This window comes from Collinsella sp. TF06-26, from assembly GCF_002232035.1.
In the GTDB taxonomy this organism is placed as follows: domain Bacteria; phylum Actinomycetota; class Coriobacteriia; order Coriobacteriales; family Coriobacteriaceae; genus Collinsella.
Genome location: NZ_NKXR01000009.1, coordinates 267 through 24,235 on the forward strand (window position 1 = coordinate 267; position 23,969 = coordinate 24,235).

Genomic DNA, 23,969 nt, shown 5'->3' on the forward strand with positions numbered 1-23,969 from the left:
GCTGATCCGGTCCGACCGGGCCGCGCGGCAAGGAGATATATTGCCAGACCGGAAGGGCGCCGGGGGCGGGAATCTGGGCGTACACATTTCCTGCACATTTTGGGATCCGGCTAACGTTTGCCAGCCGTTACCTACCGCTCGCCGAGCATCTCTTTATATAAGGCAGCCTCATGGTTAAAGCGGATACGTCCCCCTAGCTAAAGCACAGCCAGCATCGAGCAACTCATCACGTTCTTCCACCGAGAACCCCTCGGCGTAGACGCGCACCACTGGTTCGGTCCCGCTAGGACGGACCAGCAACCACGTGTCATCCTCGAATGCCAAACGCAAGCCATCCATATGACTAACGTTTTGCGGCACCTTGCCACAAATCGACTTGGGGTTTACGCCCGGCAGCAGGGTTCGCAACGTTTCGGCATCTTCGGCCTCAAGGCGCAAATCGCGTCGACCGTAACTCGTCTTACCAAAACTGTCCTCGAGTTGGTCGACCAGAACGCCCAAAGGCGCGTCCGTCTTTGCCATAAGCTCGCACAGAATCAGACAGGCGAGGATTCCATCGCGCTCGGGCATATGCGCGGCGATGCCGATACCACCGGCTTCTTCGCCGCCCATGAGGACGCCGCCCTTCTTCATCTCCGCCGCTATATATTTGAAACCGACTGGTTTGACGGTCACGCGGCAGCCAAGCGCCTCGGCAATGCGACGCACGAGCGTCGAGCATGAAAGATTGACAACGACGCGCCCCTCCAAATTACGAAATTGAACCAAGTCGCCCAAAACGAGCGCCATGATCTGATGCGGATGTATATATCTGCCGCGCTCGTCAACCGCGCCGATACGGTCGGCGTCGCCGTCGGTCACCAGGCCAGCGCAAGCTCCGTCCTCGATAACCGTGCGCTCGCAAGCGTCCACCCACGGCTCAACGGGGTCGGGGCAGATATCTTCTTGGTCAGGTGCCTGCCCGGCATGAATCTCGTGCACCTCAACGCCAAGCTCGCGCAGCAAGTCGGCTAGATAGCCCTGGGCTGCGCCGCCCATGGGATCAACAACCACGCGCAGGTGCGCGGCACGGATGGCTTCGGCATCAACAAACGATGCCACCGCCTGCATATAGTCAGGAATGATATCCGCGGTGCGATATTGCCCCTCGATCCCCATTGGCTCGGGAGCCATGGTCTCTTCGAGCTCTTCGATGACATCCTGGTTGGCGGTCGAGCCGTCACCCATGCGAATCTTGAGGCACAGATAACCCTGCGGATGATGGGACCCCGTCACCATGAGCGCGCCGCACGCCTCACCGTCATAAGCCGCCGCCCACGTAAGGGCAGGGGTCGGAACAGGTCGCGAAGCGAGCACGGCGTCTAGCCCGTGCGCTGCTAGCACACCCGCCGCAAGCTCAGCGAACTCGCGCGCCAGGGGCCGAGTGTCGAACCCTATATATACCGTTTTGCCCGGATTGGTCTTTTGCCACAACTCGCCGACGGCATCGGCGATACGGGCAACGTTATCGGCAGTGAAGTCCTCATCGACGCGAGCGCGCCAACCGTCAGTTCCAAAATGAATTATCGTGCACACGCGCAGACACCTCACAGTGTTTGGATCATGGTACGCATGAGGTATACCCGCGATACACACTCGGCAACCTGCCGGCACCAGCATTCACCATTTGGGCAAATGCTGCCGAGGACATGCAAGCAATAAAAAACCGCCCCGTATGGAGCGGTTTTGCCCTTTATATATCGAGCGCCTCGGCCATCGCTGCCGTAGTGATTGCCGTGGTTCCACAGCAACTGCCCACCATTGCGGCACCGGCATGTCTCCATTCGATGCATGCGCGCGCGAAAGCCTCGGGGTTCTCGTGCCATACGGGGCCATCCTGAGTCTGGACCGGATCGCCCACGTTGGGACGCACCGTGACGGGAGTAGTCGCCGATGCAACCATCCTGGGCACTGCCGCGTTCGCAGCCGCAAGCGAACAACAATTAACACCAACCGAGTTTGCGCCGTGTTTTTCGGCGTACAAAACGGCTGCCTCGATGTTGAGGCCATCGCCCAACAGGTCGCCTTTATCGTCAACGACAAAACTCACCAGGACAGGCATGCCGTCGGCGGCATCTCGGGCGCCGGCAAGCATGGGCTGCAAATTACGGATAGACGTCACCGTCTCGATCAGCAGACCGTCAACACCGGCATTGAGCAAGGCGTGCGCCTGTTCGCGCGCAATGCCTCGGATTTCACGATACTCGGCAGAGTCTTCGGCAAACCACTCAATACCGATCGGGCCCATCGAGCCCAGCAGCAGCTGAGGGTGCGCCTGGCGGGCATCGTCAACGGCCCCTCGATTGACCTCCGCCACGGACGGCGCAATCTGATCGTGCTTGAGGGCATAGCTTGATGCCTGAAAGGTGTTGGTAATGAGCACCTGCGCGCCGGCGGCGACATACAAGCGATGAATACGAGAAACGGTCTGCGGCTCTGCCAGATTCCAAAACGCCGGTGGAATATCGGCGGCGTCGTACTCACTCAACAGAACACTGCCCATGGGGCCCTGCGCCAACAAGGTCTCGCTCGACAAGCGGCGCGTAAGTTCCTCGGCACCAAAGCGATTGTAATAACTCGTATCCATATATATCCCGCTATTCCTCGACGCTGATTCCCTGCTTTTCGAGATAGGCGAGCCAGCGGTTCATCGTGTCCTCGGATAGCGCATGCTCCATCATGCAGGCCTCGGAATCGGCTCGCTCAAATTCGACACCGAGCTCCTGAACCAAAAACGTGCGGACGAGGCGATGACGGTACCAGATAGCCGTGCCAACCTCGCGGCCGCGATCGGTCAGGACTACCTTGCCGTAGTGCGATTGCTCGACAAGCTCGGATGCCTTGAGCGCCGAAACCGCTTTATTGACCGATGCCTTGGAGACGCCAAGGCGCTGCGCGATGTCGACCGATCGCACGCCGTTGGTTTCCCCCTCTTCGCTTTCAATGCGAACCATGCACTCCAAGTAGTCTTCGTTCGCCACCGTCAGATGTAGTTCGCGCGAGCTATTTGTCGTATCCATGATCTTCCGTCCCTTCTGCATTCAATGGCTGATTCTACCCCATCCAAGCGTCGCGGTATGCCGTGGCATACCGTGCTAGAGTTCTTGTTGCACACGACGACCAAGATTGGAGCGGTCTTTATGGAAAACACCACCACGAACCCCGATGTCCTCGAGCGCTTTTTGCGCTACGTCCAGATCAACACGCAGTCCGAGGATGCAAACTGCGACCAGGTACCCTCGAGCGTCGTTCAGTTTGACCTTGCCAACGTGCTGGCTGAAGAGCTGCGCGAGCTTGGTGCGGAAGATGCCCACGTGACCGAGCATGCCTATGTCTGCGCGCATATCCCCGCAAGTGCGGGCGCTGAGGACAAGCCCGCCCTTGGCCTGATCGCCCATCTCGACACCACCGAAGTTGCACCGGGCGCCGGCGTGAAGCCGCACATCGTACACTACGAAGGCGGCGACCTGGTCTGCGGCACGGTTGACGGTAAGCCCGTTGCCATGAGTACCGCCAAGCTTCCCGCCCTGAACGACCTCGCGGGTGAGGACCTGGTCTGCAGCGATGGCACCACGCTGCTGGGCGCGGACGACAAGGCAGGCGTCGCCGAGATCATGTCGCTTGTCGCGCGTATCGCTCAGGACCCCTCTCTGCCCCATCCCGCACTCGGCATTTGCTTCTGCCCTGACGAGGAGATCGGTCACGGAGCCGAGCTGTTGGATATCGATACCTTTGGCTGCAAGTACGCCTACACGGTCGACGGCGGCCCCATCGGCGAGCTGGAGTGGGAGTGCTTTAACGCCGCCGAGGCGACCATCCGCTTTGAGGGCCAGTCCATCCACCCGGGCGACGCCAAGGGCCGTATGGTCAACGCAGGCAATCTGTTCTGCGACTTCAACGCGTTGCTCCCCTACGTGCAGCGCCCGGAGTATACGGAAGGCTACGAGGGCTTTTATCACCTTGAGGGTGTATCTGCGACCGTCGATCACGCCACGGCGCGCTATATCGTCCGTGATCACGATGCCGCCAAGTTCCAGCAGAAACTCGACCTTATTGATGCCGCCGCCTCGATGCTCAACCAGCGTCTGGGTGAGGAGCGCGTGACGGTCGAGATTAAGCAGCAGTATCGAAATATGGCCGAGATCGTTCGTGACTATCCCGAGCTTATTGATGTTGCCAAGGAAGCCTACCTTGCCTGCGGCGTTGAGCCCCAAGTGCTGCCGATTCGTGGCGGCACCGACGGCGCTCAGCTGTCGTTCCGCGGTCTGCCCTGCCCCAACCTTTCCACCGGCGGCTATTGCTACCACGGCGTCAACGAGTTCGTCCCGGTCAGTTCGCTCGTCAAGATGACCGACGTGCTCCAGGAGCTCGTCGCCCGCTTTGCATAAGCCTGGCCGCTCAAGCCTAAAAGACAAACCGCCCCGTCCTCTACAGAGGACGGGGCGGTTTTTGTACAGGGAGTGTCCCTAACTGCCGGCAGAAAAGGAACGTCCCCAAGTGCCGCAAAATGACGAGATCCACTCTCGCTTTGTGGGTAGTCATTGGGGACGTTCTTGTTTGACTAGTCGTTTAAGAACGTCCCCAATGACTACCCAACGACTAGTCCGGACCGAGGCAACGCCGATGTTTTGGCAACGACAGCGAAAACCCGCCAGAGCGAGCAAGGTGCCTTGAAACGAGGCGGCATTGATCTTTTGATCATGCCGCCGAAGTTGAAAGGCAGATTGCCGCTCTGGCGGGTTTGCAGCGTCAACTGGTTACGCGGGCTGGTAAGCCCGCGTAACCCTAATAATTGGCTTCGTAGCCGTTGCCGTCGCCGGTGGGCTCTTCGTAGTAGTCCGAATCGCTCGAATCGCTTGAGTCATCGGAATCGTCAGAGCTGACCGATGAGGTTGCGGTACCGTTTGCGTAATCGTCAGACGTGTTGTTGTTCAGGTCGCCGATCGTAGAGCTGGAACCGTCGGAAAGACCCATGGTGTTGGGACCCTTGGGATCCTTGCCAGCATCGACGCGCTCCATCATTTCCTTGAGCTCGTCCTCGTAGACAAAGACGTAGCTCACACCGTCGATCATGGTGCTGTCGTCGGCGTACGAGGGCAGGTTGGCCGAGTAGATACCGTCGACATCCATACCGCGCATGGCGTTGACCGTAGCCACGATATCCTGAACGCTCATATCGGTTACGAGCATATCGGACAGCGAATTAACCAGGCCAAAGATCTTCGTGGCATCGAAGTTATTGAGAATCTGGTTGGCAAGGGCGCCAAGCACCTGACGCTGGTGGCGCATGCGCGTGTAATCGCCGTCGGCATAGGTGTAGCGGCAGCGGGCATAGGTAAGGGCGGTGGCACCGTCCATATGCTGCTGGCCAGCGGTAATCTTAATATCCAGGTGCTCGGGGTCGTCAACATCATCGGTTGCGTTAATGTCGATACCGCCAACCGAATCAATCAGCGCCTGCATACCGTCGAAGCTGACCTCGGCATAGTGGGAAATCTGAACACCGCACAGCTCGTTGACCGCCTCGACCATGGCCTCGGCGCCGCCAACGGTATGGCAGGCGTTGATCTTCATGGTCTCGCCCTTGTACTCGACCTTGGTGTCGCGCGGAACGGAAATGAGCGTCGCCTGCTTTTGCGTGGGGTCGATGCGTGCCAGGATAATCGAGTCGGCACGATACGTATCCTCGCCCGGACGGCCGTCGGTACCAAGAAGCAGCACGTAGAACGGATCCTTTGCCTCATCGGTGTCAACCAGAACCCGACGCAGATTGTCGGTAATGACATTAGAATCGCCGAGCTTGCCCATAATGGTGGCAAACCACAGGCCGGCAGCGGTAGTGGCACTCAACAGCACGCCAAGCACGACAATGAGCGCGACGTGACGAATCGTGTGGCTACGACGACGTTGGCGAGCGCGCTCGGAATAGCGAGCCACGTTATCGCGACTGTAGATCTTGGCCTGCGCACCAGTTGAGGGTCTTCGGGTGGTGGTATCTGCGAGGGGCTTTTTATTAAACATAGGCAACCTGTATTAGTAGATGACGGGATCGGGGACGGTAGCATGCTCGACATGCGCGCCGAGCGCCTGCAGCTTTTCGACAAACTGCTCGTAGCCGCGCTTGATGTGATGGATAGCCGAAACCTCGGTCGTCCCGTCGGCGATCAAGCCCGCTACGACGAGGGCCGCTCCGCCGCGCAGATCGGGCGAGGTAACCTGTGCACCCGAGAAGCCCTTGACGCCATGAATCATGGCATGATGGCTCTCGATACGAATGTCGGCACCCATGCGCACCAGCTCAGAGGCAAACATAAAGCGATTCTCGAAGATGTTCTCGGTAATAACGGAACTGCCGTCGGCAAGGGCGGAGAGCACCATAATCTGCGCCTGCATGTCGGTCGGGAAACCGGGGAACGGAAGCGTCTGGATGTCGACCGGCTTGATACGCTCGGCACGGTTCACATGGACGCCATCCTCGACGCGCTCGCAGTCGATACCCATGAGCTCCATCTTCTTGAGCACCATGCCCAAATGAATGGGGCAAAAGCCCGTGACATCGACACCGCGATCGTCCGCCATCAACGCACCGGCGACGATAAAGGTACCGGCCTCGATGCGGTCGCCCACCACGCGATGGATAACGGGATGGAGCTCTTCCACGCCTTCGATAGTCACGACGGGCGTACCGGCGCCAACAATCTTGGCGCCCATCTCGTTGAGCATGTTAGCGAGATCGACGATCTCGGGCTCGCGGGCGGCATTGTCGATAACCGTGGTGCCCTGTGCGCGCACAGAGGCCATGATGAGATTCTCGGTCGCACCGACGCTGGCGAACTCGAGCGTGACGGTGGTACCGCGCAGACCTTGGGGCGCATTAGCGTTGATGTAACCGTGGGCGGTATCGAACTCAACGCCCAGGGCCTCAAGACCAAGAATGTGCATATCGATCTTACGAGCACCCAGGTTGCAGCCGCCCGGCATGGCAATTTTGGCGCGATGGAAGCGGCCCAGCAGGGGCCCCATGACGGCGGTGGAAGCGCGCATCTTGGCAACGAGCTCGTAGGGGGCCTCCCATGAATCGACCTGAGAGGTATCAATCTCGAGCGTGTGCTCGTCGAGAACATCGATCGTAGCGCCCATGCCCTTGAGCACCTTGCCCATCACGTGGACATCGGAAATATCGGGCACGTTCTGCAGCGTCGTCTTGCCCGGCGCCAGAAGCGTTGCCGCCATGAGTTTGAGCGCGGAGTTCTTGGCGCCCGAGACGGGCACGGAGCCTCCGATGGCGTGGCCACCCTCAACGCGGATAATATCCAAGGTCTACCCTTTCAAAAAGCATGCCCGGGGTGGCTGGGCCATCCCGGGCATGATGTGTTCGCAAATGGTCGAACGCTAAATCGTTTGACTATTGGGCAAGCTTGAGCTTACACCATGCGATTTCATTATAGAGGTAGGCGCGGCGTGCATCATCCTCCGACAAATTACCCAGCTTCTCTTCAAAACCTTGAATATCAGCTTTAAGCTTGTCGGCATCGACGGTCGCCAAATCGCAAGCGCGCTCGGCGAGAACGGTCACGACATCGTCCGCAACCTGGGCATAGCCGCCGGCCACGGCAAACGTGTGGTCGACAGTGCCCATGGCCTTATCGGAAACGCGAACGTAACCGCGGTCGATCGTGCAGATCTCGCTGGAGTGAGCAGGCAGAACACCAAACTCGCCATCCGTGGACGGAATCGACACAAACGCAGCGTCGCCCTCATAGGCGCAGCTCACGGGGCACACGATGCGGATACGCATAACCTACTTCTCCCCCATCTTGCGGGCGCGCTCGCGCACGTCCTCAATCGTGGAAGCATAGCGGAAAGCCTGCTCGGGCAGGTCATCGGCCTTGCCGTCGACAATCTCGGCGAAAGAGCGGACGGTATCCTCGACGCGGACGTAGACACCGGGGTTGCCGGTGAACTTCTCGGCGACGTGGAAGGACTGCGAGAGGAACTGCTGAATCTTACGGGCACGGTTGACCGTAAGGCGCTGCTCCTCGGACAGCTCGTCCATACCCAGAATGGCGATGATGTCCTGAAGGTCGGAGTACTCCTGCAGGAGCTCCTGGACCTTGACGGCGACACGGTAGTGCTCCTCGCCGACGATCGAGGGATCGAGAGCGTCGGAGGAAGACGCGAGCGGGTCGATAGCCGGGAACAGGCCGAGCGACGAAATGCTACGCGAAAGAACCGTGGTGGCGTCGAGGTGCGTAAACGTCGTGGCAGGCGCCGGGTCGGTCAGGTCGTCTGCGGGGACGTAGACAGCCTGGACGGAGGTAATGGAGCCCGTCTTGGTCGAGGTAATGCGCTCCTGGAGGTCGCCCATCTCGGTTGCCAGCGTGGGCTGGTAACCAACGGCGGACGGCATACGGCCCAGCAGTGCGGAAACCTCGGAACCTGCCTGGGAGAAGCGGAAGATGTTGTCGATGAACAGCAGAACGTCCTGGCCGCGATCGCGGAAGTACTCAGCGGTGGTAAGGCCGGCCAGACCGATGCGCAGACGCGCTCCGGGCGGCTCGTTCATCTGACCATAGACCAAGCAGGTCTTGTCGATAACGCCAGACTCGCTCATCTCGAGGAACAGGTCGGTGCCCTCGCGGGTACGCTCGCCGACGCCGGTGAACACCGAGGTGCCGCCGTGCTCCTGGGCGAGGTTGTTGATGAGCTCCTGAATCAGAACGGTCTTGCCGACGCCGGCGCCGCCGAACAGGCCCGTCTTGCCGCCACGGATGTAGGGCTCGAGCAGGTCGACGGCCTTGATGCCGGTCTCGAAGATCTCGGTCTTGGTGGTGAGCTCGTCAAAGCGGGGCGCTGCATGGTGGATGGGGTAGAACTCCTCCACCTCGGGCATGGGCTTGCCGTCGACGGGCTTGCCCATAACGTTCCAAATTCGGCCGAGCGTCTTGGGGCCAACGGGCATCTTCATGGGCTCACCGGTATCGGTGGCGATGAGGCCGCGCTGCAGGCCGTCGGTCGAGGACATGGCAACCGTGCGGACGACGCCGCCCGGAAGCTGGCTCTCGACCTCGAGGATCGTGCTCAGATGACCGATCGGGGTCTCGGCCTCGACCGTGAGCGCGTTGTAGATCGGGGGCACCGCGCCGTCAAACTTGACGTCGACGACAGGGCCGATGATTCGCACGATGCGACCATCACCGGCAGTCGTCTTCTTGGTGGCTTCCTCGACCGCAAGCTTTACGGTGTTATTAGCCATTACTGTTCCTCCAATGCTGAGGCTCCGCCGACGATCTCGTTAATCTCGGTCGTGATCGAAGCCTGGCGCACGCGACTATACGTGCGGGTAAGGGTCGAGATGATCGCGGTGGCGTTTTCCGTCGCGGAGTGCATGGCCTTGCGGCGTGCACCCTGCTCGGCAGCCGCCGAATCGATCAGGGCCTGGTAGATGACCGTCAGGATATAAGACGGCACAAGCTTGCCGAGAACATGCTCGGGAGAGGGCACGAACTCGAACGTGGACGAGATGCGCTTAGGGGCGTCGGTCTCGTTCTTACGCGGACCGTGGGCCATAGCGATCATCTCGGGATCGAGCGGCAACAGATGCTCGACGCGAAGCTCCTGATCCACGCGGTTCTTGGCGTGGTGGTAGACAAGCTCGACACGGTCAAGCTCACCGGCACGATACGCATCGCAGATATGAGAGGAGATCATGCGGGCCTGATTGAAATCGGGCTCAGAGGAGTTGCCCTCAAAGTGCATGACGACGTTTGCGCGGTCACGGAAATACGTGGCCGGTTTGCGCCCACACGCGATGATCTCGCACTCGATGCCGTCGTTCGCCCAAGAAGCGGCGAGCTTTTCGGCCGTGCGCTCCACCGTCGTATTGAAACCGCCGGCAAGGCCGCGGTCAGAAGCAATGACGACAATCAGGCCACGCTTAACGCTCTCATGCTTCTGCAGCATGGGATCGGTGCCCGAACAGGAGGCGTCGCCGGCGACCGTCAACATGACGTCGGTCAGCGCCTCCTTATAGGGCTCGGCCTGCTTGGAGCGATCGAGGGCACGACGGATCTTGGCCGTAGAGACCATCTCCATCGTGCGCGTGATCTGCTTGGTCGTGGTAACCGAGGAGATTCGCTTCTTAATGTCGCGAAGGTTGGCCATGGGGCTTAGTTCTCCTCTGATCCAGAAACATCCGAATGGTGCTTGGCCATGAACTGCTGCTTGAAGTCGCCGATGACGCGCAAGAGCTCAGCCTTGGTGTCATCATCGATCTTCTTGGCGCGAACCTTGTCGAGCAGCGAACCAAAGCCATTGTCCATGTACTCGATGAGCTCGGCACGGAAGGGCAGCACGTCGGCGATCTCCAGGTCATCCAGGAAGCCCTCGTTGCCAGCGAACAGCGTAACGATCTGCTCGCCAACCTCAAACGGCTTGTAACGCGGCTGCTTCAGGAGCTCGGTCATGCGAGCACCATGGGTCAGCTGCTTCTGAGTAGCCTCGTCGAGGTCGGAGCCGAACTGCGTAAAGCCAGCGAGCTCCTGGTACGAAGCGAGGTCCAGGCGAAGGTTGCCGGCAACCTGCTTCATAGCCTTGGTCTGAGCGTCGCCACCGACGCGGGACACGGAGATGCCCACGTCGACTGCCGGGCGCTGACCCTGGAAGAAGAGCTCGGACTGCAGGTAGATCTGACCATCGGTAATGGAAATGACGTTGGTCGGAATGTAGGCCGAGACGTCGCCGTCCTGGGTCTCGATGATCGGCAGTGCCGTCATGGAGCCGTAACCGTTCTTCTTGGACATCTTGACGGCACGCTCGAGCAGACGAGAGTGCAGGTAGAAGATGTCGCCAGGATAGGCCTCGCGTCCGGGCGGACGATGCAGCGTCAGCGACATCTGACGGTAGGCCACAGCCTGCTTGGACAGGTCGTCGTAGATGACGAGCACGTGGCCGCCGGGGTTGGTCTCGCTGGCGGGCTTGCCGTCCTCGCCGTTGTACATGAAGAACTCGCCGATAGCGGCACCGGCCATAGGCGCGATGTACTGCATAGGGGCGGAATCGGCAGCGGTGGCCGAAACGATGATGGTGTAGTCGAGCGCACCGTGCTGAGCGAGGGTCTCGCGGATGTTGGCAACCGTGGAGGCCTTCTGGCCGATGGCGACATAGATGCAGACCATGCCCTTGCCGCGCTGGTTGAGGATAGCGTCGATGGCGATGGCGGTCTTACCGGTCTTACGGTCGCCGATGATGAGCTCACGCTGACCGCGGCCAATAGGCACCATGGAGTCGATAGCGAGCAGACCGGTCTGAACCGGCTCGCACACCGGGGTACGATCGATGACGCCGGGAGCCTTGAACTCGATGGGGCGACGGTGCGTGGCGACGATGTCGCCCAGGCCGTCGATGGGCTGGCCGAGCGGATTGACGACGCGGCCGAGCATGGCACGGCTCACGGGGATATCCATAATGCGGCCAGTGGTGCGGCACTCGTCGCCTTCCTTGATGGAGTCGACGGCACCGAACAGAACGGCGCCGACCTCGTCACGGTCAAGGTTCTGGGCAAGGCCGAAGACGGTCTCACCGGTATCGGAGCTCTTGAACTCCAGAAGCTCGCCTGCCATGGCGCTCTTGAGGCCGGAGACGCGCGCGATGCCGTCGCCTACCTCGTCGACCGTTGAAACCTCATGCGTATCGACCGTCGCGGAGAGGCTCGTGAGCTGCTCCTGCAGTTTCTTGGCGATATCCTGGGCATTGAGGGTTTCGGACATTAGGCTTCACCTCCGTACGAATTAGCAGAGTTTGCGAGGGTCTCCTGCGCGATGCGCAGCTGCGTCTTGACGGAAATGTCACGACGCTCGCCGCGGGCCTCGAGCACCAGGCCGCCCACGATAGACGGGTCAACCTGCTCGATAAGGAATACCTTGCGGCCGAAGTCCTGCTCGCATTTCTTAGTGATGGTTTGACGCAGCTCGTCGTCGAGCGGGATCGCCGTGGTGACGGTCACGCCCACTACATCCTCGTCTTCCTCGGCAACATACTTAAAGGCAGCTGCCACCTTGGGAAGAAGGTCGAGCTGGTCGCGCTTGGACATGGTGTCGAGCACGGCGATGATCTCGGGGCTGGCAGAAGCCAAGCGCTCGATCATCTCGAGGTCCTCGAACACATGGTTCTCGGCCTTAGCGGCTTCCAGAAGGGAGCGCGCGTAGGTCTCGAGCACCTTGTCCTGATAGCGGCTAGTCGGCATTCAGGCTACCTGCTTCCTGGATGTAGCGCTCGATGAGCTTCTTCTGCTCGGCATCGTCCTCGAGTGCCTCGCCCACGATCTTGGTGGCGACGGCAACGGACAGGTCGGCGATGGAGCTCGCGGCACCGGCGTAAATGGACTTGCGCTCGTCCTCGACGGTCGTATGGGCCTTGGCGATGATCTCCTCGGCCTCCTTGTGAGCAGCCTCGATGATACGGGCGCGCTCGGACTCGGCGTCCTTACGGGCCTCGAGAACGATGTCGGCAGCCTGACGACGGGCGTCGGTGACGATCGAGTCGGACTCAGCGCGCTTGGCGATAGCCTCCTGCTTGGTCTTCTCGGCCTCGTCGAGGCTCTCCTCGATCTTCTTGCCGCGCTCCTCCATGGTTTTCATGATGCCCGGCAGGGCGACCTTGGCCAGCACGATCCAGATAATCAGGAAGGCGATAAGCGCCGGGATGAACTCCGCCATCTTAGGGATGAGGATGTCCGCACCGGCAGCGCCGTCCTCGGCGAACGCGGAAACCGGCATGAGCAGCGCGGCCGCGGACGCGGAGAGTGCGATCGCGCTCTTCTGGGATGAAAGATTCATACTTGACGCTCCGTGCTATTTAACGATCAGCGCGACAACGAAGCCGATCAGAGCCAGAGCCTCGCCGAAGGCGGAGCCCATAATGAAGACGGTGAACACGCGGCCCTGGACCTCAGGCTGACGGGCCATAGCACCCGTAGCACCCAGAGCAGACAGGCCGATAGCAAGACCAGCGCCGATAACACCGAGACCGTAACCGATAACTCCCACGATTCCTCCTTTGTCGTGCGTGTCTTATTTCACGCAGGATAACCTTTTTATAACTGCCGGGCTCCATGGGTACGGGCACCGGCGGTTTAACGAATTACCTTACCTTTAAGGCGCGAACGGAAGACTACTCCTCCTCCGCGACCTCCTCTGCCTCGGAGACATACACGGCGGTAAGGACCGTGAAGACGTAAGCCTGGATGGCGCCGACCACAAGTTCGATCGCATAGATCAGGATGAGGATGGCAAGCCAGGCCAGCGAAGGCAGGGCGCCAACGGCGTGGGCCGCGGAAACCTGCTGAAGCAGCGGCTGCATGAACATGCTCGCCATGATGGCGAACGAGCCCATGACCACGTGTCCTGCGAACATGTTGCAGAACAGACGGACGGCGAGCGTGATGAGGCGCAGGAAGGTCGAGAAAAGCTCGACGACCCACACGAGCACGTTCATCGGGAAGCTCACGCCCTGCGGGGCGAGGCTCTTGATGTAGCCGATCACGCCGTGAGCCTTGCATCCGTAGTAGATGAAGTACACGAAGGCGAAAATGGCGAGTGCGGCGGTGGAGCCGATTGCGCCGGTGCCGGGCTTCATTCCCGGAATCAGGCCGATCATGTTATTGATCAGGATGAACAGGAAAAGCGAGCACAGGAACGGGAAGTGCTTCTTCCAGTTCTCACCCACGACACCCTTGCCGATATCGTTCTCGACGTACTCGATGATGTACTCGAAACCGTTGACGAAGAAGCCCTTGGGAACCAGGGTCTGCTTCTTCTTGAACACGGCCAGGACGATCAGGAGCACGATCGTGGAGACGATCAGCCAAAACGAGTACTGCGTGATGCCGCAGCTCAGATCGCCCACGACAGGGGTGGAGCTGAACTCGCTGACCAGATGATTAATCTCATCAGGCAGCTTTTCAAAAATTTCCACGACTTACCTTTCGACCTCATGAGGATCTCGCAGCGCCTTGGCGACACGAACCGCGCAGGCGGCCATAAAGGCCACGAAGCCGATCGCCTCGCCCAGGAGGAACATGCGAAATGCCTCTCCGAACAACACAAACACAACCAAGGTAAAGACGAGCAGGGCGATTGCCGAGACCGCCAGACTCACCATACCCTTGAGCATGTCCGCATTCTGTTTATCGTCAAGAACCGGCTTGAGCGTAAAGACAAAGGGAAGGAAGGCAATTGCGCCCGCGATGGCGCCTGCAACGATAGCGAGCAGATCGGCTATCTGAAACACTGGCGTCCTCACTTTCCTTTTTAACGCTTCACAGAACAGTTCCCGCCAAACATTGGTGACTATTGTACGAGCCAATCGCTAAAGTACAACCGAAAAAGCATCGGTTAATACGCACCTGTTCGTTTTCTTAAGACCTTCTTTATGCCGCAGGTACGGTAATACGTTTTTCTCGAACCCTGCAGGGCAAAACGTCCGTTAACAGGAGTGCGCGCGGTCGCCTTTTGTTCGTCCGCGCGCACCGTTTCTTCGTATTTGCAGCCGCGGCCGTTTAGCCCAGCGACTAGAGCGTGCCGTAGATGCGGTCGCCGGCGTCGCCGAGGCCGGGAACGATGTAGGCAGCCTCGTTGAGATGGTCGTCGATGGCGCAGGTATAGATATGCACATCTGGGTCCTTCTCGGTCAGCGACTTGAGGCCCTCGGGGGCCGCGACGATGCACAGCATGCGGATGTCCTTGACACCGCGCTCGCGCAGGTAGCTGATGGCCATCTCGGCCGAACCGCCCGTGGCAAGCATGGGGTCGACGACCAGGCAGATGCGCTGGTCGATATCCTTGGGCATCTTGCAGTAATACTCGTGCGGCTCGTGGGTGACCTCGTCGCGCTCCATGCCGATGTGACCCACGCGAGCGGAGGGCACCAGGTCGAGGATGCCGTCGACCATGCCAAGGCCCGCACGCAGGATGGGCACGATGGCGAGTTTCTTGCCGGCAAGCTGTTTGAACGTGGCGGTAGTGATGGGGGTCTCGACCTCGACGTCTTCCATAGGCAGGTCGCGCATGGCCTCGTAGCCGTCAAAAAGCGCGAGTTCGCGCACGAGCTGGCGGAACTGGTTGGTGCCGGTGTTTTTGTCGCGCAGGATCGACAGCTTGTGCTGGACGAGCGGGTGATCGACAAGCGTCACACGGGACGCATCGTAGGTGACGGTCATGGATTGATTGCCCCTTTCGTTGCGGCCGCAAAACGGCCTTGCTGACAAGGCGCGCAGCAATGTTGCCGCCGCACGCCATGCATTAGTTTAGCGGTTTGTTGTATCGAGCAGCCCATCGCAGCCCTACTGTGAGGTGCTGAGCGAGCGCCTGACTGCATCACGCCAGCCCGCAAGGTTTTGCTCGCGGCGCTCGGCGGACATGTGGGGAAGGAAGGTCCTAACGATCTGGGCATTTTGCTCCAGCTCTTCCAGGTCTTCCCAATAGCCGACGGCAAGACCCGCCAAGTACGCGGCACCGATTGCCGTGGTCTCCACCGTCTCGCATTGCAGCACGGGGATATCCAGCAGGTCGGCCTGGAATTGCATGATGAACTCGTTGCGCGAGGCACCGCCATCGACAGACAGGCGCTCAATCGAAAGCCCCACGTCCTGCTCCATGGCGCGCAGCACGTCGTAGCTCTGATATGCCATGGATTCGCAGGCGGCACGTACGATGGTCGCACGGCTCGAGGCGCCGGTCAGACCGCACACGATACCGCGAGCATGCGGGTCCCACCAGGGAGCACCCAAACCCGCAAAGGCGGGAACGAAGTAGCAGCCCTCGTTGTCGCTAATCGAAGCAGCGAGTTGTGCCGACTCGCTCACGCTCGAGATGATGCCCATGTTGTTGCGAAGCCAGTTCATCGTTGAGCCGGCGGCAAAAATAGAGCCCTCGAGCGCATAGCTGACTTTGCCGTCCGCAGCAATACCGATGGTGGAGACCAGGCCATTCTTGGATTCGACGATCTCGTCGCCGGTGTTCATGAGCATAAAGCAACCCGTGCCATAGGTGTTTTTGGTCTGGCCGGGACGGAAACAGCAGTGGCCGAACAGCGACGCCTGTTGGTCACCCGCCACGCCCATGATGGGCGGCATGTTGGTCATGATGTCGCTCGCGACGCGGCCGTAGTCGCCCGAGCTCCAGCGAACCTCGGGCATCATGGAACGTGGAACGTCAAAGAGTGCCAGCAGGTCGTCGTCCCAATCGAGCGTATGGATATTAAAGAGTGCCGTGCGGCTGGCATTGGTGTAGTCGGTGGCAAAGACCTGGCCGCCGGTGAGGTTGTAGATGAGCCAGGTGTCGATGGTGCCAAACATGAGGTCGCCCGCCGCCGCGCTTTCGCGTGCGCCGTCGACGTTGTCGAGAATCCACTGCACCTTGGAGGCCGAGAAATACGGGTCGAGCGTGAGTCCCGTGCGGGAGCGCACCAGCCCTTCTGCGCCCTGCTCGACAAGCTCGTCGATCAGAGGTGCGGTACGGCGGCACTGCCATACGATAGCGTTATAGATCGGCTGACCGCTCACGCGATCCCAGACCACCGTGGTCTCGCGCTGGTTGGAGATGCCGATGGCGGCAATGCGGTCGGAGTGGATACCGCTCTTAAACTGGACTTCCATCATGACGGCGATCTGGCTAGCAAGGACCGCCATGGGGTCTTGCTCCACCCAGCCGGGACGCGGGAAGCTGGTTTTGACGCTGCGACGTGCCTGCGCGACGATGCATCCGTACTCGTCGACGATGGTCGCAAGTACCGAGGTGGTGCCGCAGTCGAGCGCCATGATGTAGGAACCGCCAAAGTCAAACGAGGCATCTTCCATGCCCAGGCTGCCCAGATTCAACGACATCGCTTAAACCTTTCTATTGCATCGGGTCGGACAGGACCCGTTCGATCTCTGATGCGGGAAGTGCGCCTTGGCGCAGGATCTGGAGCTCGCCGTGCTGAAACGACACGATGGTCGAGGCGTCGCGACACGGGGTCTCACCGGCGTCGACGGCAACATCGACCCCCTCCAGGATGCGACCCTCCACCGTGATAAAACTTGCCGGCGCGGGCGCGCCATGCGTGTTGGCGCTGGTGCAGGCAAGGGGGCTGCCACAGGCGCGAATGAGCGCCTGCACCACGGGCGAGGCCGAAGCGCGAAGTGCCACCGTGTCGTCGGCAGCGCGCATAAAGGTCGGCACGCAGGGAGCTGCCTTGACCACGATAGTCAGGGCTCCCGGCCAGCATCGTCGCGCGAGTATGCGGGCATCTTCCGGGATATCCACGCCATAGCGGTCGAGTGCTTCGACGCCATCGACCAGCCAAGCGACGGTTTGCGTGAGTTCACGTTGCTTGAGAGTGAAGATACGGCGATAGCCGGTGCCGAGCGCAGGAACTGCGGCGCCATTGACGGCAGCCTGCGGATCGCGCGGCCACGATGGGAATTCGCTTGTATCTTGGGGCACGGCGTCCGAGAAGGCGTTGACTGCCACGGCGACACCGTAGACGGTCTCGGTCGGGATCAAAGCCAGGCCGCCGCGGCCGAGCACCTCGGCCGTGCGCTCGACGGCAAGCCGATGCGGCTCGCGCGTTCCCTCGTATACCCGATAGACCGTCTGCATGTGTATGCCAGCCCCTTACGCTCTGGTGCAAGTTTGTTTACTGTGGGGCATTCTCGCACGAAACGTTCAACCTATTTGCCCAGAGCGCATGTTGGTTTGGTGAGCGGCTCTAGTAGTCGGTGAAAGTGAGGGGGTTATTGGACTGCGACGAACTTCTTTGGCCTGCCGGCGTGACGTTCTTGGGCGGCGTAACGCTCGATGCTGTCTATCGTTATCATCCGACGGCCGTCGACGAGTTCAACATCGAGCTTTCCGGCTTTGACCAGCGCGGTAATCCGCGGAGCGGAGACTTTGAGGTCCAGCGCTGCGTCTTTAAATGTTCGGCACGCCGCTTCCCGAGCGTCCTCGTGGTCGATTTCGACTGAAAGGGCCACGACCTCGGCCGAGCGTTCGTACCCTGCCGGAGTCAAACCGTTGTTGAGGTCGTCGGCCAAAAACGCCATCAGTGCCTCGGTGGCATGGGCAATCGCTTCTTCGCGCGTATCGCCATCGGCAAAGGCGCCGGGAATCTGCGGGAAGCTAGCGCAGTAACCATCGTCTTCTTTTATGAGAACGCAGTCATAGGTAAATCGCTGCCTCATTTTGCCTCCAACTACCATCCAGCTTGGCGACGAATACTTGCCCACGTGCCCTTCTTTGGTCGATCACCACCAGAGCCGTTCACGGTGACAACGCGGTCACCAGAAACATACTTAGCATGACTACCGACTTGCGCGACCTTCACGAATCCATCGTGCTTGAGTAGGGCAATGATTTCCCGAAAGGTAGGAGGTTGCATGGGCCGACCTCTTTCAGCCGTCCTAATTATAAACTACTTTATAATTTTTGCTAACCAGTTAATAAATATTACTGGCGTTGCTTGGGCTCGGTGACGATGGCTCGGACAATGCGGGGGCGATCGGTGAGGTCGTGGACGATACGCACGTCCGAAAGGCCTGCTTGACGACAGAGCTCGGCCGCGGCGTCGAGCGCGCCCTCGTAGAGCTCGCAGGCAAACAGGCCGCCGGCACGCAGCATGTAGGGCGCCGCGTTGAGCAGGCGGCGGAAGATATCGAGACCGTCGGCACCGCCCTCGAGCGCCAGATCGGGCTCAAAGTCCTTGACCTCATGCGGCAGCGAGCGCATGACGTCGGTCGGGATGTAAGGTGGGTTGGAGACGAGCACATCAAAGGTGCCCCACTCTTCGCGGGGAATGGAACTCACCAGGTTTGTGAGGCTGAAGGCGACCTCGTCGGACGTGAGGCCAAGCGCATCACGGTTTTTGGTGGCCAGATCGATGGCGCGCGGCTCGATATCGGTAGCAGTGCAGGTAACGTGGCCGCGGCGCTCCCAGGCAAGGGAGAGCGAAATGCAGCCCGTGCCGCAGCCGACCTCGAGAACGCGGGCAGTGCGGGGCTCGGCTGGGGCAGATACGTTGGCCTCGGCGGCATCTTGCGCGGGAGTCGCCTGTTGGTCGTTGTCCTCAATGGCGATGCCGTATTCGTCGAGCTCGGGCTCGGGGGTTTCCATGGCCTCTGCTTCTGCCGCTTCGGCTTCTGCCGCCTGCGCGGCGGCTTCCTCGGCCTCGCGATCGGCCAGTTCCTCGGCATAAGCGCGACTGCCCAGCACATCGCCGCCTAGCGCCGCCTCGTCGGCAGCTGTGAGGTTGGCGGCACGGCGCTCGGCCGTCGCTCGCTCGTCGGCCAATGCGGCCTCGGCCTTGCGTGCCTGCTCGACCTCATCGTTCCAAGGCAGCTCAACACGCTGACGGGCAGCGGCCTCGGGGCTCAGTACCTCGGCATCCAGATAATTGAGGACTTCCTCGACGAGCATCTCGGTCTCGGGGCGCGGAATGAGCACACCGGGGGCGCACGCGACGTCGATCATGCGAAACTGCGTGCTGCCCGTGATGTATTGCAGCGGCTCGCCCTTAGCGCGGCGGACAACGGCCGCATGCATGGTCTCGAGCTGGGCCGCGTTAAGCGTCTCGTCCATACGCATATATAGGTCAATGCGCGCCAGGCCCGTGGCGGCGCACAGCAGCCACTCGGCAGAAAGACGGGGGTGCTCCTCGCCGCGCTCGGCCAGGTACTCCTTGGTCCACTCGAGACAACGCTTGATGGTCCAAATCTCGTTTGCCATGGGGCCCTCCCCTCTTAAGCGCCGGACGGCGCGCGAATGTCGGAGCAGATTGTAAGCGAGGCCAGCGCTTGGCAAGGGGCGATTGAAGGCGATTATCGAGAATCAGCCCAGAATTTTGCACCGAGCTCGCTCAAAGTGTTCATTCGCTGACGTCTAAATTTGCATTCGTCAAGCTTTTGGCAAGGTTGCCCCAAAACTGACCAATATCTAACCAAGAACTTGCCACATCGCTTGACGCACGACCCATCAAAAATCGCTCCGCGACTTCTTGAACGATATTTTGAGCAATATTTTCGATAGCGAACTTATGCCGTCAATTACCTTAAGCAGGTAAGCAGCTCAAATGACATCACAGCCGACTGAATAAAATATCAAGGCAATGTCACCAATGACTCCCTACGAATCATTTGACAACCAAGGAAACGCCGATGTTTTGGCAATGTCAGCGAGCGACGTCCAGAGCGAACAAGTTGGCATGAAAAAGGCAAGGCATAGACCTTCTGGTCATGCCTTGCCTTTTGAATGACAAATTGTCGCTCTGGGCGGCGCGCAGCGTCGAGTCGTTACGCGGTTTGTAAAACCGCGTAACCTACACGGCCTGTGCCAGCTTCTCGGCTCGCTCGGCGGCGGCGAGCGCCTCGATGACCGTGCCGAGCTGATCGCCTAGAAGGACGCCGTTGTAGGTGGAGTTGAAACCGATGCGGTGATCGGTCACGCGGTCCTGGGGCTGGTTGTAGGTGCGGATCTTCTCGGAACGGTTGCCGTGGCCGATCTGGCTCTGGCGCTCGGCACCGAGCTCTGCCTGCTGACGCTCGAGCTCCATCTCGTACAGACGAGCACGCAGCATCTGCATGCAGACCTCGCGGTTCTGGATCTGGGAACGCTGCTCCTGCGACTGCACCACGGTGTTGGTGGGCAGGTGGGTGATGCGCACGGCGGAGTAGGTGGTGTTAACGCACTGACCGCCAGGGCCGGAGGCGCAGTAGGTATCGATGCGCAGGTCGGACTGGTTGATCTGAACGTCAATCTCCTCGGCCTCGGGAAGCACGGCGACGGTTGCCGTGGAGGTCTGGATACGGCCCTGGGACTCGGTCTTGGGAACGCGCTGGACGCGGTGCACGCCGGACTCGAACTTCATGACGGAGTAGACGCGGTCGCCCTCGACCTTGAACTCGATGGACTTAAAGCCGCCGGCCTCGCTAGGGCTGGAGTCGAGCACGGTGGTCTTCCAGCCGCGCGACTCGCAGAAGCGCTGGTACATCTTGTACAGATCGCCGGCAAAGATGGCCGCCTCGTCGCCACCGGCGGCGGAGCGGATTTCGACGATAGTGTTCTTGTCGTCGTTGGGGTCGCTCGGGATGAGCATGTACTTAATGTCTTCCTCGAGCTGGGGAAGCTTGGCCTCGTTTTCGGAGATGTCCATCTGGAGCATCTCCTTCTCATCGGCATCGGTGGTATCGTGCAGCATTTCCTTGGCAGCCTCGATGTCATCGAGCGCACCGATGTACTCGCGCGAAGCGGCGATGAGGTCGGACTGGTGCGCGTACTCCTTGTTGAGACGCGTGAACTCCTTAATATCGGAGGCGACGGCCGGGTCGGAGAGCTTCTTCTCGAGCTCCTCGTAGGCCTTGATAATCTTTTCGAGCTTGTCGCGCATGGCGGGACTCCTTTATATGCGTGAAGGTGAAAATCGGCAGAATTGATGGGGCGCGGGGCGCCGATGCGGGGGTAAGCCCGGCTAGAACATGTCGATCTTCAGATACATGCGCATCCCTTCGCGTATGGGGGTACATAGTTGCGGTCTAACCCATACATGATAGCGTGCGCAGGCAAACCTGCATACAACCCGCACGGAATCCGACAAAGGGAGAGTCCCTTTGTCGGATTCTAGAGCGTATGGAGCAGGGCGATGAGGAAGCGAACACCCTGGAGGTAGGCGCGGCGGGTGATGCGCTCGTTGGTGCCGTGGACGCCGCGGTCGCACTCGTCATCGTCGACCACAAACGCCGAAAAACGAATGCATTCGGAGCAAATGTGCTGGTAGTTGGCAGCGTCGGTCGCGCCGATCACGGTCGAGGGGACAATCGCCAACGGCTCGGATGATCCGTTTTCCTCCGTCCCCTTTGGATCGCAGAAATAGCGGGCGGCGATGGAGCGAACCGCCTCGAGGCCGGGACCACCGATGCGCGGGGACGGCGAGGGCTCGGAGCTGCCGGGGCCCAGCTCCACTTCGACACGACCGGCAAGGTCCGCCCCGGCAACCGCCTCACGGCAGCGCGCCACAACGTCGGCCACGCTCGTGCCCTCGAGCATGCGGAAGTTAATGTTGGCCCACATATCCTGCGGCATCACGTTGGCGCCGGCGCTGCCTCCCTCGATCTGCGTGGGCGCGCAGGTGGTCGTCACCAGCGGATAGAGCTTCTTGCTGGCGAGGCAATCGCGGACAATGGCGCCCCCGTTGGCGGCAATCTCATCCGCCGTGTAGAGCCCCAGCTCGACAAGCTGCGCGGCAAGCAGATCGGTCACGCGCGTCGGCCACTCGATATCGCAGATTGCGGCGATGGCACGGCTGAGCACCTCGAGCGACGTGCCGCCGTAGGGGTTAGACGAATGCCCGCCCGCGCTCTTCGTCTTGAGCACGATATCGGCATAGCCCTTTTCGGCCAGGTCGGCATGCATAAGCCAGCCCTCGCCCGCGCCGTACTCGGCAGCCGGAACGATGCGGTAGTCGCCCTCGTCGATCAGGAACTCGAGCTCAACACCGCGCTCCTCGAGCACGCGGCCGATAGCTCCAGCGCCGTACTGCGTGGTTTCCTCGTCCTGGCCAAAGGCGAGCAACAGCGAACGCTTGTGCTCCCAACCGTGCGCCAATGCATACTCAACCGCCTCGAGAATGCCTGCGACCTGATCCTTCATGTCGATAGCGCCGCGGCCCCAAATGTAGGTGTCGTCCACGTGCCCGCTAAAGGGGGCGTGCGTCCAGTCGGCCTCGGTACCCGGCACCACGGGGACCACGTCCATGTGGCCCATGAGCATAACGGGATTGAGAGCAGGGTCGGAGCCGACAAGCGTCACCAACAGCGAGTGGTCGATAAGCTCGACCTCGCCCGCCGCAAACACGCGCGGCCAGGCCTGCTGCATATAGGCGCGCAGGTCGTCGAAGGGCTGCCAGTCCACCGCCTCGGCATCCATGCTCGAAATGGTCGGAAACGACAGCACGCGGCCCAAGCGCTCGCACGCGCTGACCTCGTCTATATCGGCAAAATCGTCCTCATGCGCAAAGAAGCGCCAAACCTCGGCCATGACATCCTTTCGATTGTGACGACAAAGGCCGCCCCACGGGAGCGGCCCTGCAACGTAAGCGTTTGCGGTCGGTTATTTGTCCTCGAGATAGCGAGAGAGGAACTCACGAGTGCGCTGGTGTTTGGGGTTGCCGAAGAGCTCGGCCGGCGCGGCATCCTCGAGCACCACGCCCTTGTCCATAAAGACCACGCGGTCGGACACCGTGCGGGCAAAGGCCATCTCGTGCGTGACGACGACCATGGTCATGCCGTCGGCGGCGAGCTTGCGCATGACCTCGAGCACCTCGCCCACGATCTCGGGGTCGAGCGCGGAGGTCGGCTCGTCGAACAGCATGATCTGCGGATTCATACATAGGGCACGAGCGATGGCCACGCGCTGTTTTTGACCACCGGACAGGCGGCCAACGGCGGCGTGCGCGAACTTTTCGAGTCCCACGCTCGTCAGATGCTCCATCGCGACCTTCTCGGCCTCGGCCTTGCTCATCTTTTTGAGCGTGACGGGCGCGAGCGTGCAGTTGTCGAGCACATCCATGTTGTTGAACAGGTTAAAGCCCTGGAACACCATGCCGATGTCCTCGCGCAATTTGTTGATGTTGCAGCGCTCGGCCGTGAGGTCCTGGCCGTGGAACCAGATGTGGCCCGCGTCCGGGGTCTCGAGCAGGTTGAGGCAGCGCAGGAAGGTCGATTTGCCCGAGCCCGAGGCGCCGATGATGGTGACAACCTCACCGGAATTGACGGACAGGTCGATGCCCTTGAGTACCTCGAGTGAGCCAAAGCTCTTGCGCAGGCCCTCGACGCGGATAAGCGGCTCTTGGTTTTGCACGGCTGCCGCAGTGCCGGTAGTGGCGGTATCTGCCATGATGATTCT

The 23,969-nt window shown here is 60.5% G+C and carries 23 protein-coding genes; 1 reads left to right on the forward strand and 22 read right to left on the reverse strand.

The window, feature by feature from the left end; translation table 11 throughout:
- Positions 1 to 174: 174 nt before the first annotated feature.
- From CHY22_RS06185 to CHY22_RS06195, 3 genes are all read right to left on the reverse strand, one after another.
- Positions 175 to 1,575, reverse strand: a complete 1,401-nt coding sequence (locus CHY22_RS06185; RefSeq protein WP_089573097.1) for a phosphoglucomutase/phosphomannomutase family protein — start codon at positions 1,573 to 1,575, stop codon at positions 175 to 177.
- Positions 1,576 to 1,732: 157 nt separating this feature from the next.
- On the reverse strand, positions 1,733 to 2,626 hold the full coding sequence (locus CHY22_RS06190; RefSeq protein WP_035138801.1) for a homocysteine S-methyltransferase family protein: 894 nt from the start codon (positions 2,624 to 2,626) through the stop codon (positions 1,733 to 1,735).
- A 10-nt stretch (positions 2,627 to 2,636) separates the two neighbouring features.
- Positions 2,637 to 3,059, reverse strand: a complete 423-nt coding sequence (locus tag CHY22_RS06195) for a metal-dependent transcriptional regulator (protein ID WP_089573098.1) — start codon at positions 3,057 to 3,059, stop codon at positions 2,637 to 2,639.
- A gap of 120 nt (positions 3,060 to 3,179) precedes the next feature.
- On the opposite strand from CHY22_RS06195, the gene pepT reads away from it, so the two are divergent.
- Complete coding sequence (gene pepT, locus CHY22_RS06200) at positions 3,180 to 4,427, forward strand: peptidase T (protein WP_089573099.1); 1,248 nt, start codon at positions 3,180 to 3,182, stop codon at positions 4,425 to 4,427.
- 397 nt (positions 4,428 to 4,824) lie between these two features.
- Here pepT and CHY22_RS06205 read toward each other — a convergent pair whose 3' ends face one another.
- The 19 genes from CHY22_RS06205 to CHY22_RS06300 form a co-directional block, all read right to left on the reverse strand.
- Complete coding sequence (locus CHY22_RS06205; protein WP_089573100.1) at positions 4,825 to 6,060, reverse strand: LCP family protein; 1,236 nt, start codon at positions 6,058 to 6,060, stop codon at positions 4,825 to 4,827.
- Between the two features lie 12 nt (positions 6,061 to 6,072).
- On the reverse strand, positions 6,073 to 7,356 hold the full coding sequence (gene murA / locus CHY22_RS06210; RefSeq protein WP_089573101.1) for a UDP-N-acetylglucosamine 1-carboxyvinyltransferase: 1,284 nt from the start codon (positions 7,354 to 7,356) through the stop codon (positions 6,073 to 6,075).
- Between the two features lie 88 nt (positions 7,357 to 7,444).
- The gene (atpC, locus tag CHY22_RS06215) at positions 7,445 to 7,837 is read right to left on the reverse strand and encodes an ATP synthase F1 subunit epsilon (RefSeq protein ID WP_006235718.1); all 393 of its coding nucleotides are present in this window, start codon (positions 7,835 to 7,837) and stop codon (positions 7,445 to 7,447) included.
- Between the two features lie 3 nt (positions 7,838 to 7,840).
- Complete coding sequence (atpD, locus tag CHY22_RS06220; RefSeq protein WP_006235717.1) at positions 7,841 to 9,295, reverse strand: F0F1 ATP synthase subunit beta; 1,455 nt, start codon at positions 9,293 to 9,295, stop codon at positions 7,841 to 7,843.
- Entirely contained in the window at positions 9,295 to 10,203 is a 909-nt protein-coding gene (gene atpG, locus CHY22_RS06225; RefSeq protein ID WP_089573102.1) for an ATP synthase F1 subunit gamma, read from the reverse strand. Before atpG ends, atpD begins: the two co-directional genes overlap by 1 nt.
- A gap of 5 nt (positions 10,204 to 10,208) precedes the next feature.
- A complete protein-coding gene (gene atpA, locus CHY22_RS06230) occupies positions 10,209 to 11,807 on the reverse strand; it encodes a F0F1 ATP synthase subunit alpha (protein ID WP_035138794.1) in 1,599 nt (532 codons plus the stop codon).
- Positions 11,807 to 12,283, reverse strand: a complete 477-nt coding sequence (locus CHY22_RS06235) for a F0F1 ATP synthase subunit delta (RefSeq protein ID WP_006235713.1) — start codon at positions 12,281 to 12,283, stop codon at positions 11,807 to 11,809. The genes atpA and CHY22_RS06235 overlap by 1 nt, the downstream gene beginning before the upstream one ends.
- The gene (gene atpF / locus CHY22_RS06240) at positions 12,273 to 12,875 is read right to left on the reverse strand and encodes a F0F1 ATP synthase subunit B (RefSeq protein ID WP_006235712.1); all 603 of its coding nucleotides are present in this window, start codon (positions 12,873 to 12,875) and stop codon (positions 12,273 to 12,275) included. Before atpF ends, CHY22_RS06235 begins: the two co-directional genes overlap by 11 nt.
- A gap of 15 nt (positions 12,876 to 12,890) precedes the next feature.
- On the reverse strand, positions 12,891 to 13,085 hold the full coding sequence (locus CHY22_RS06245) for an ATP synthase subunit C (protein ID WP_022094262.1): 195 nt from the start codon (positions 13,083 to 13,085) through the stop codon (positions 12,891 to 12,893).
- A gap of 124 nt (positions 13,086 to 13,209) precedes the next feature.
- Positions 13,210 to 14,013, reverse strand: a complete 804-nt coding sequence (gene atpB / locus CHY22_RS06250) for a F0F1 ATP synthase subunit A (protein ID WP_022094263.1) — start codon at positions 14,011 to 14,013, stop codon at positions 13,210 to 13,212.
- 3 nt (positions 14,014 to 14,016) lie between these two features.
- Positions 14,017 to 14,328, reverse strand: a complete 312-nt coding sequence (locus CHY22_RS06255; protein WP_035138788.1) for a hypothetical protein — start codon at positions 14,326 to 14,328, stop codon at positions 14,017 to 14,019.
- Positions 14,329 to 14,608: 280 nt separating this feature from the next.
- Positions 14,609 to 15,256, reverse strand: coding sequence for a uracil phosphoribosyltransferase (gene upp / locus CHY22_RS06260; protein WP_040359658.1), 648 nt, complete (start codon positions 15,254 to 15,256; stop codon positions 14,609 to 14,611).
- A 123-nt stretch (positions 15,257 to 15,379) separates the two neighbouring features.
- On the reverse strand, positions 15,380 to 16,921 hold the full coding sequence (gene glpK / locus CHY22_RS06265; RefSeq protein ID WP_089573103.1) for a glycerol kinase GlpK: 1,542 nt from the start codon (positions 16,919 to 16,921) through the stop codon (positions 15,380 to 15,382).
- A gap of 13 nt (positions 16,922 to 16,934) precedes the next feature.
- Positions 16,935 to 17,678 carry an L-threonylcarbamoyladenylate synthase gene (locus CHY22_RS06270; RefSeq protein ID WP_089573104.1) on the reverse strand — a complete coding sequence of 248 codons (744 nt, stop codon included), beginning with the start codon at positions 17,676 to 17,678 and terminating at the stop codon, positions 16,935 to 16,937.
- Between the two features lie 134 nt (positions 17,679 to 17,812).
- Positions 17,813 to 18,304: a type II toxin-antitoxin system HicB family antitoxin gene (locus CHY22_RS06275; protein WP_128620077.1), complete on the reverse strand. Its 492-nt coding sequence runs from the start codon at positions 18,302 to 18,304 to the stop codon at positions 17,813 to 17,815.
- Between the two features lie 220 nt (positions 18,305 to 18,524).
- Positions 18,525 to 19,799, reverse strand: a complete 1,275-nt coding sequence (locus tag CHY22_RS06285) for a HemK/PrmC family methyltransferase (RefSeq protein ID WP_089573107.1) — start codon at positions 19,797 to 19,799, stop codon at positions 18,525 to 18,527.
- Between the two features lie 589 nt (positions 19,800 to 20,388).
- Positions 20,389 to 21,456 (reverse strand): peptide chain release factor 1, encoded by a 1,068-nt coding sequence (gene prfA / locus CHY22_RS06290; protein WP_089573108.1) that lies wholly within the window; start codon positions 21,454 to 21,456, stop codon positions 20,389 to 20,391.
- A 230-nt stretch (positions 21,457 to 21,686) separates the two neighbouring features.
- Positions 21,687 to 23,102, reverse strand: a complete 1,416-nt coding sequence (locus tag CHY22_RS06295; protein WP_089573109.1) for a M20/M25/M40 family metallo-hydrolase — start codon at positions 23,100 to 23,102, stop codon at positions 21,687 to 21,689.
- 72 nt (positions 23,103 to 23,174) lie between these two features.
- Positions 23,175 to 23,960, reverse strand: a complete 786-nt coding sequence (locus CHY22_RS06300; protein ID WP_089573110.1) for an amino acid ABC transporter ATP-binding protein — start codon at positions 23,958 to 23,960, stop codon at positions 23,175 to 23,177.
- Positions 23,961 to 23,969: the final 9 nt, after the last annotated feature.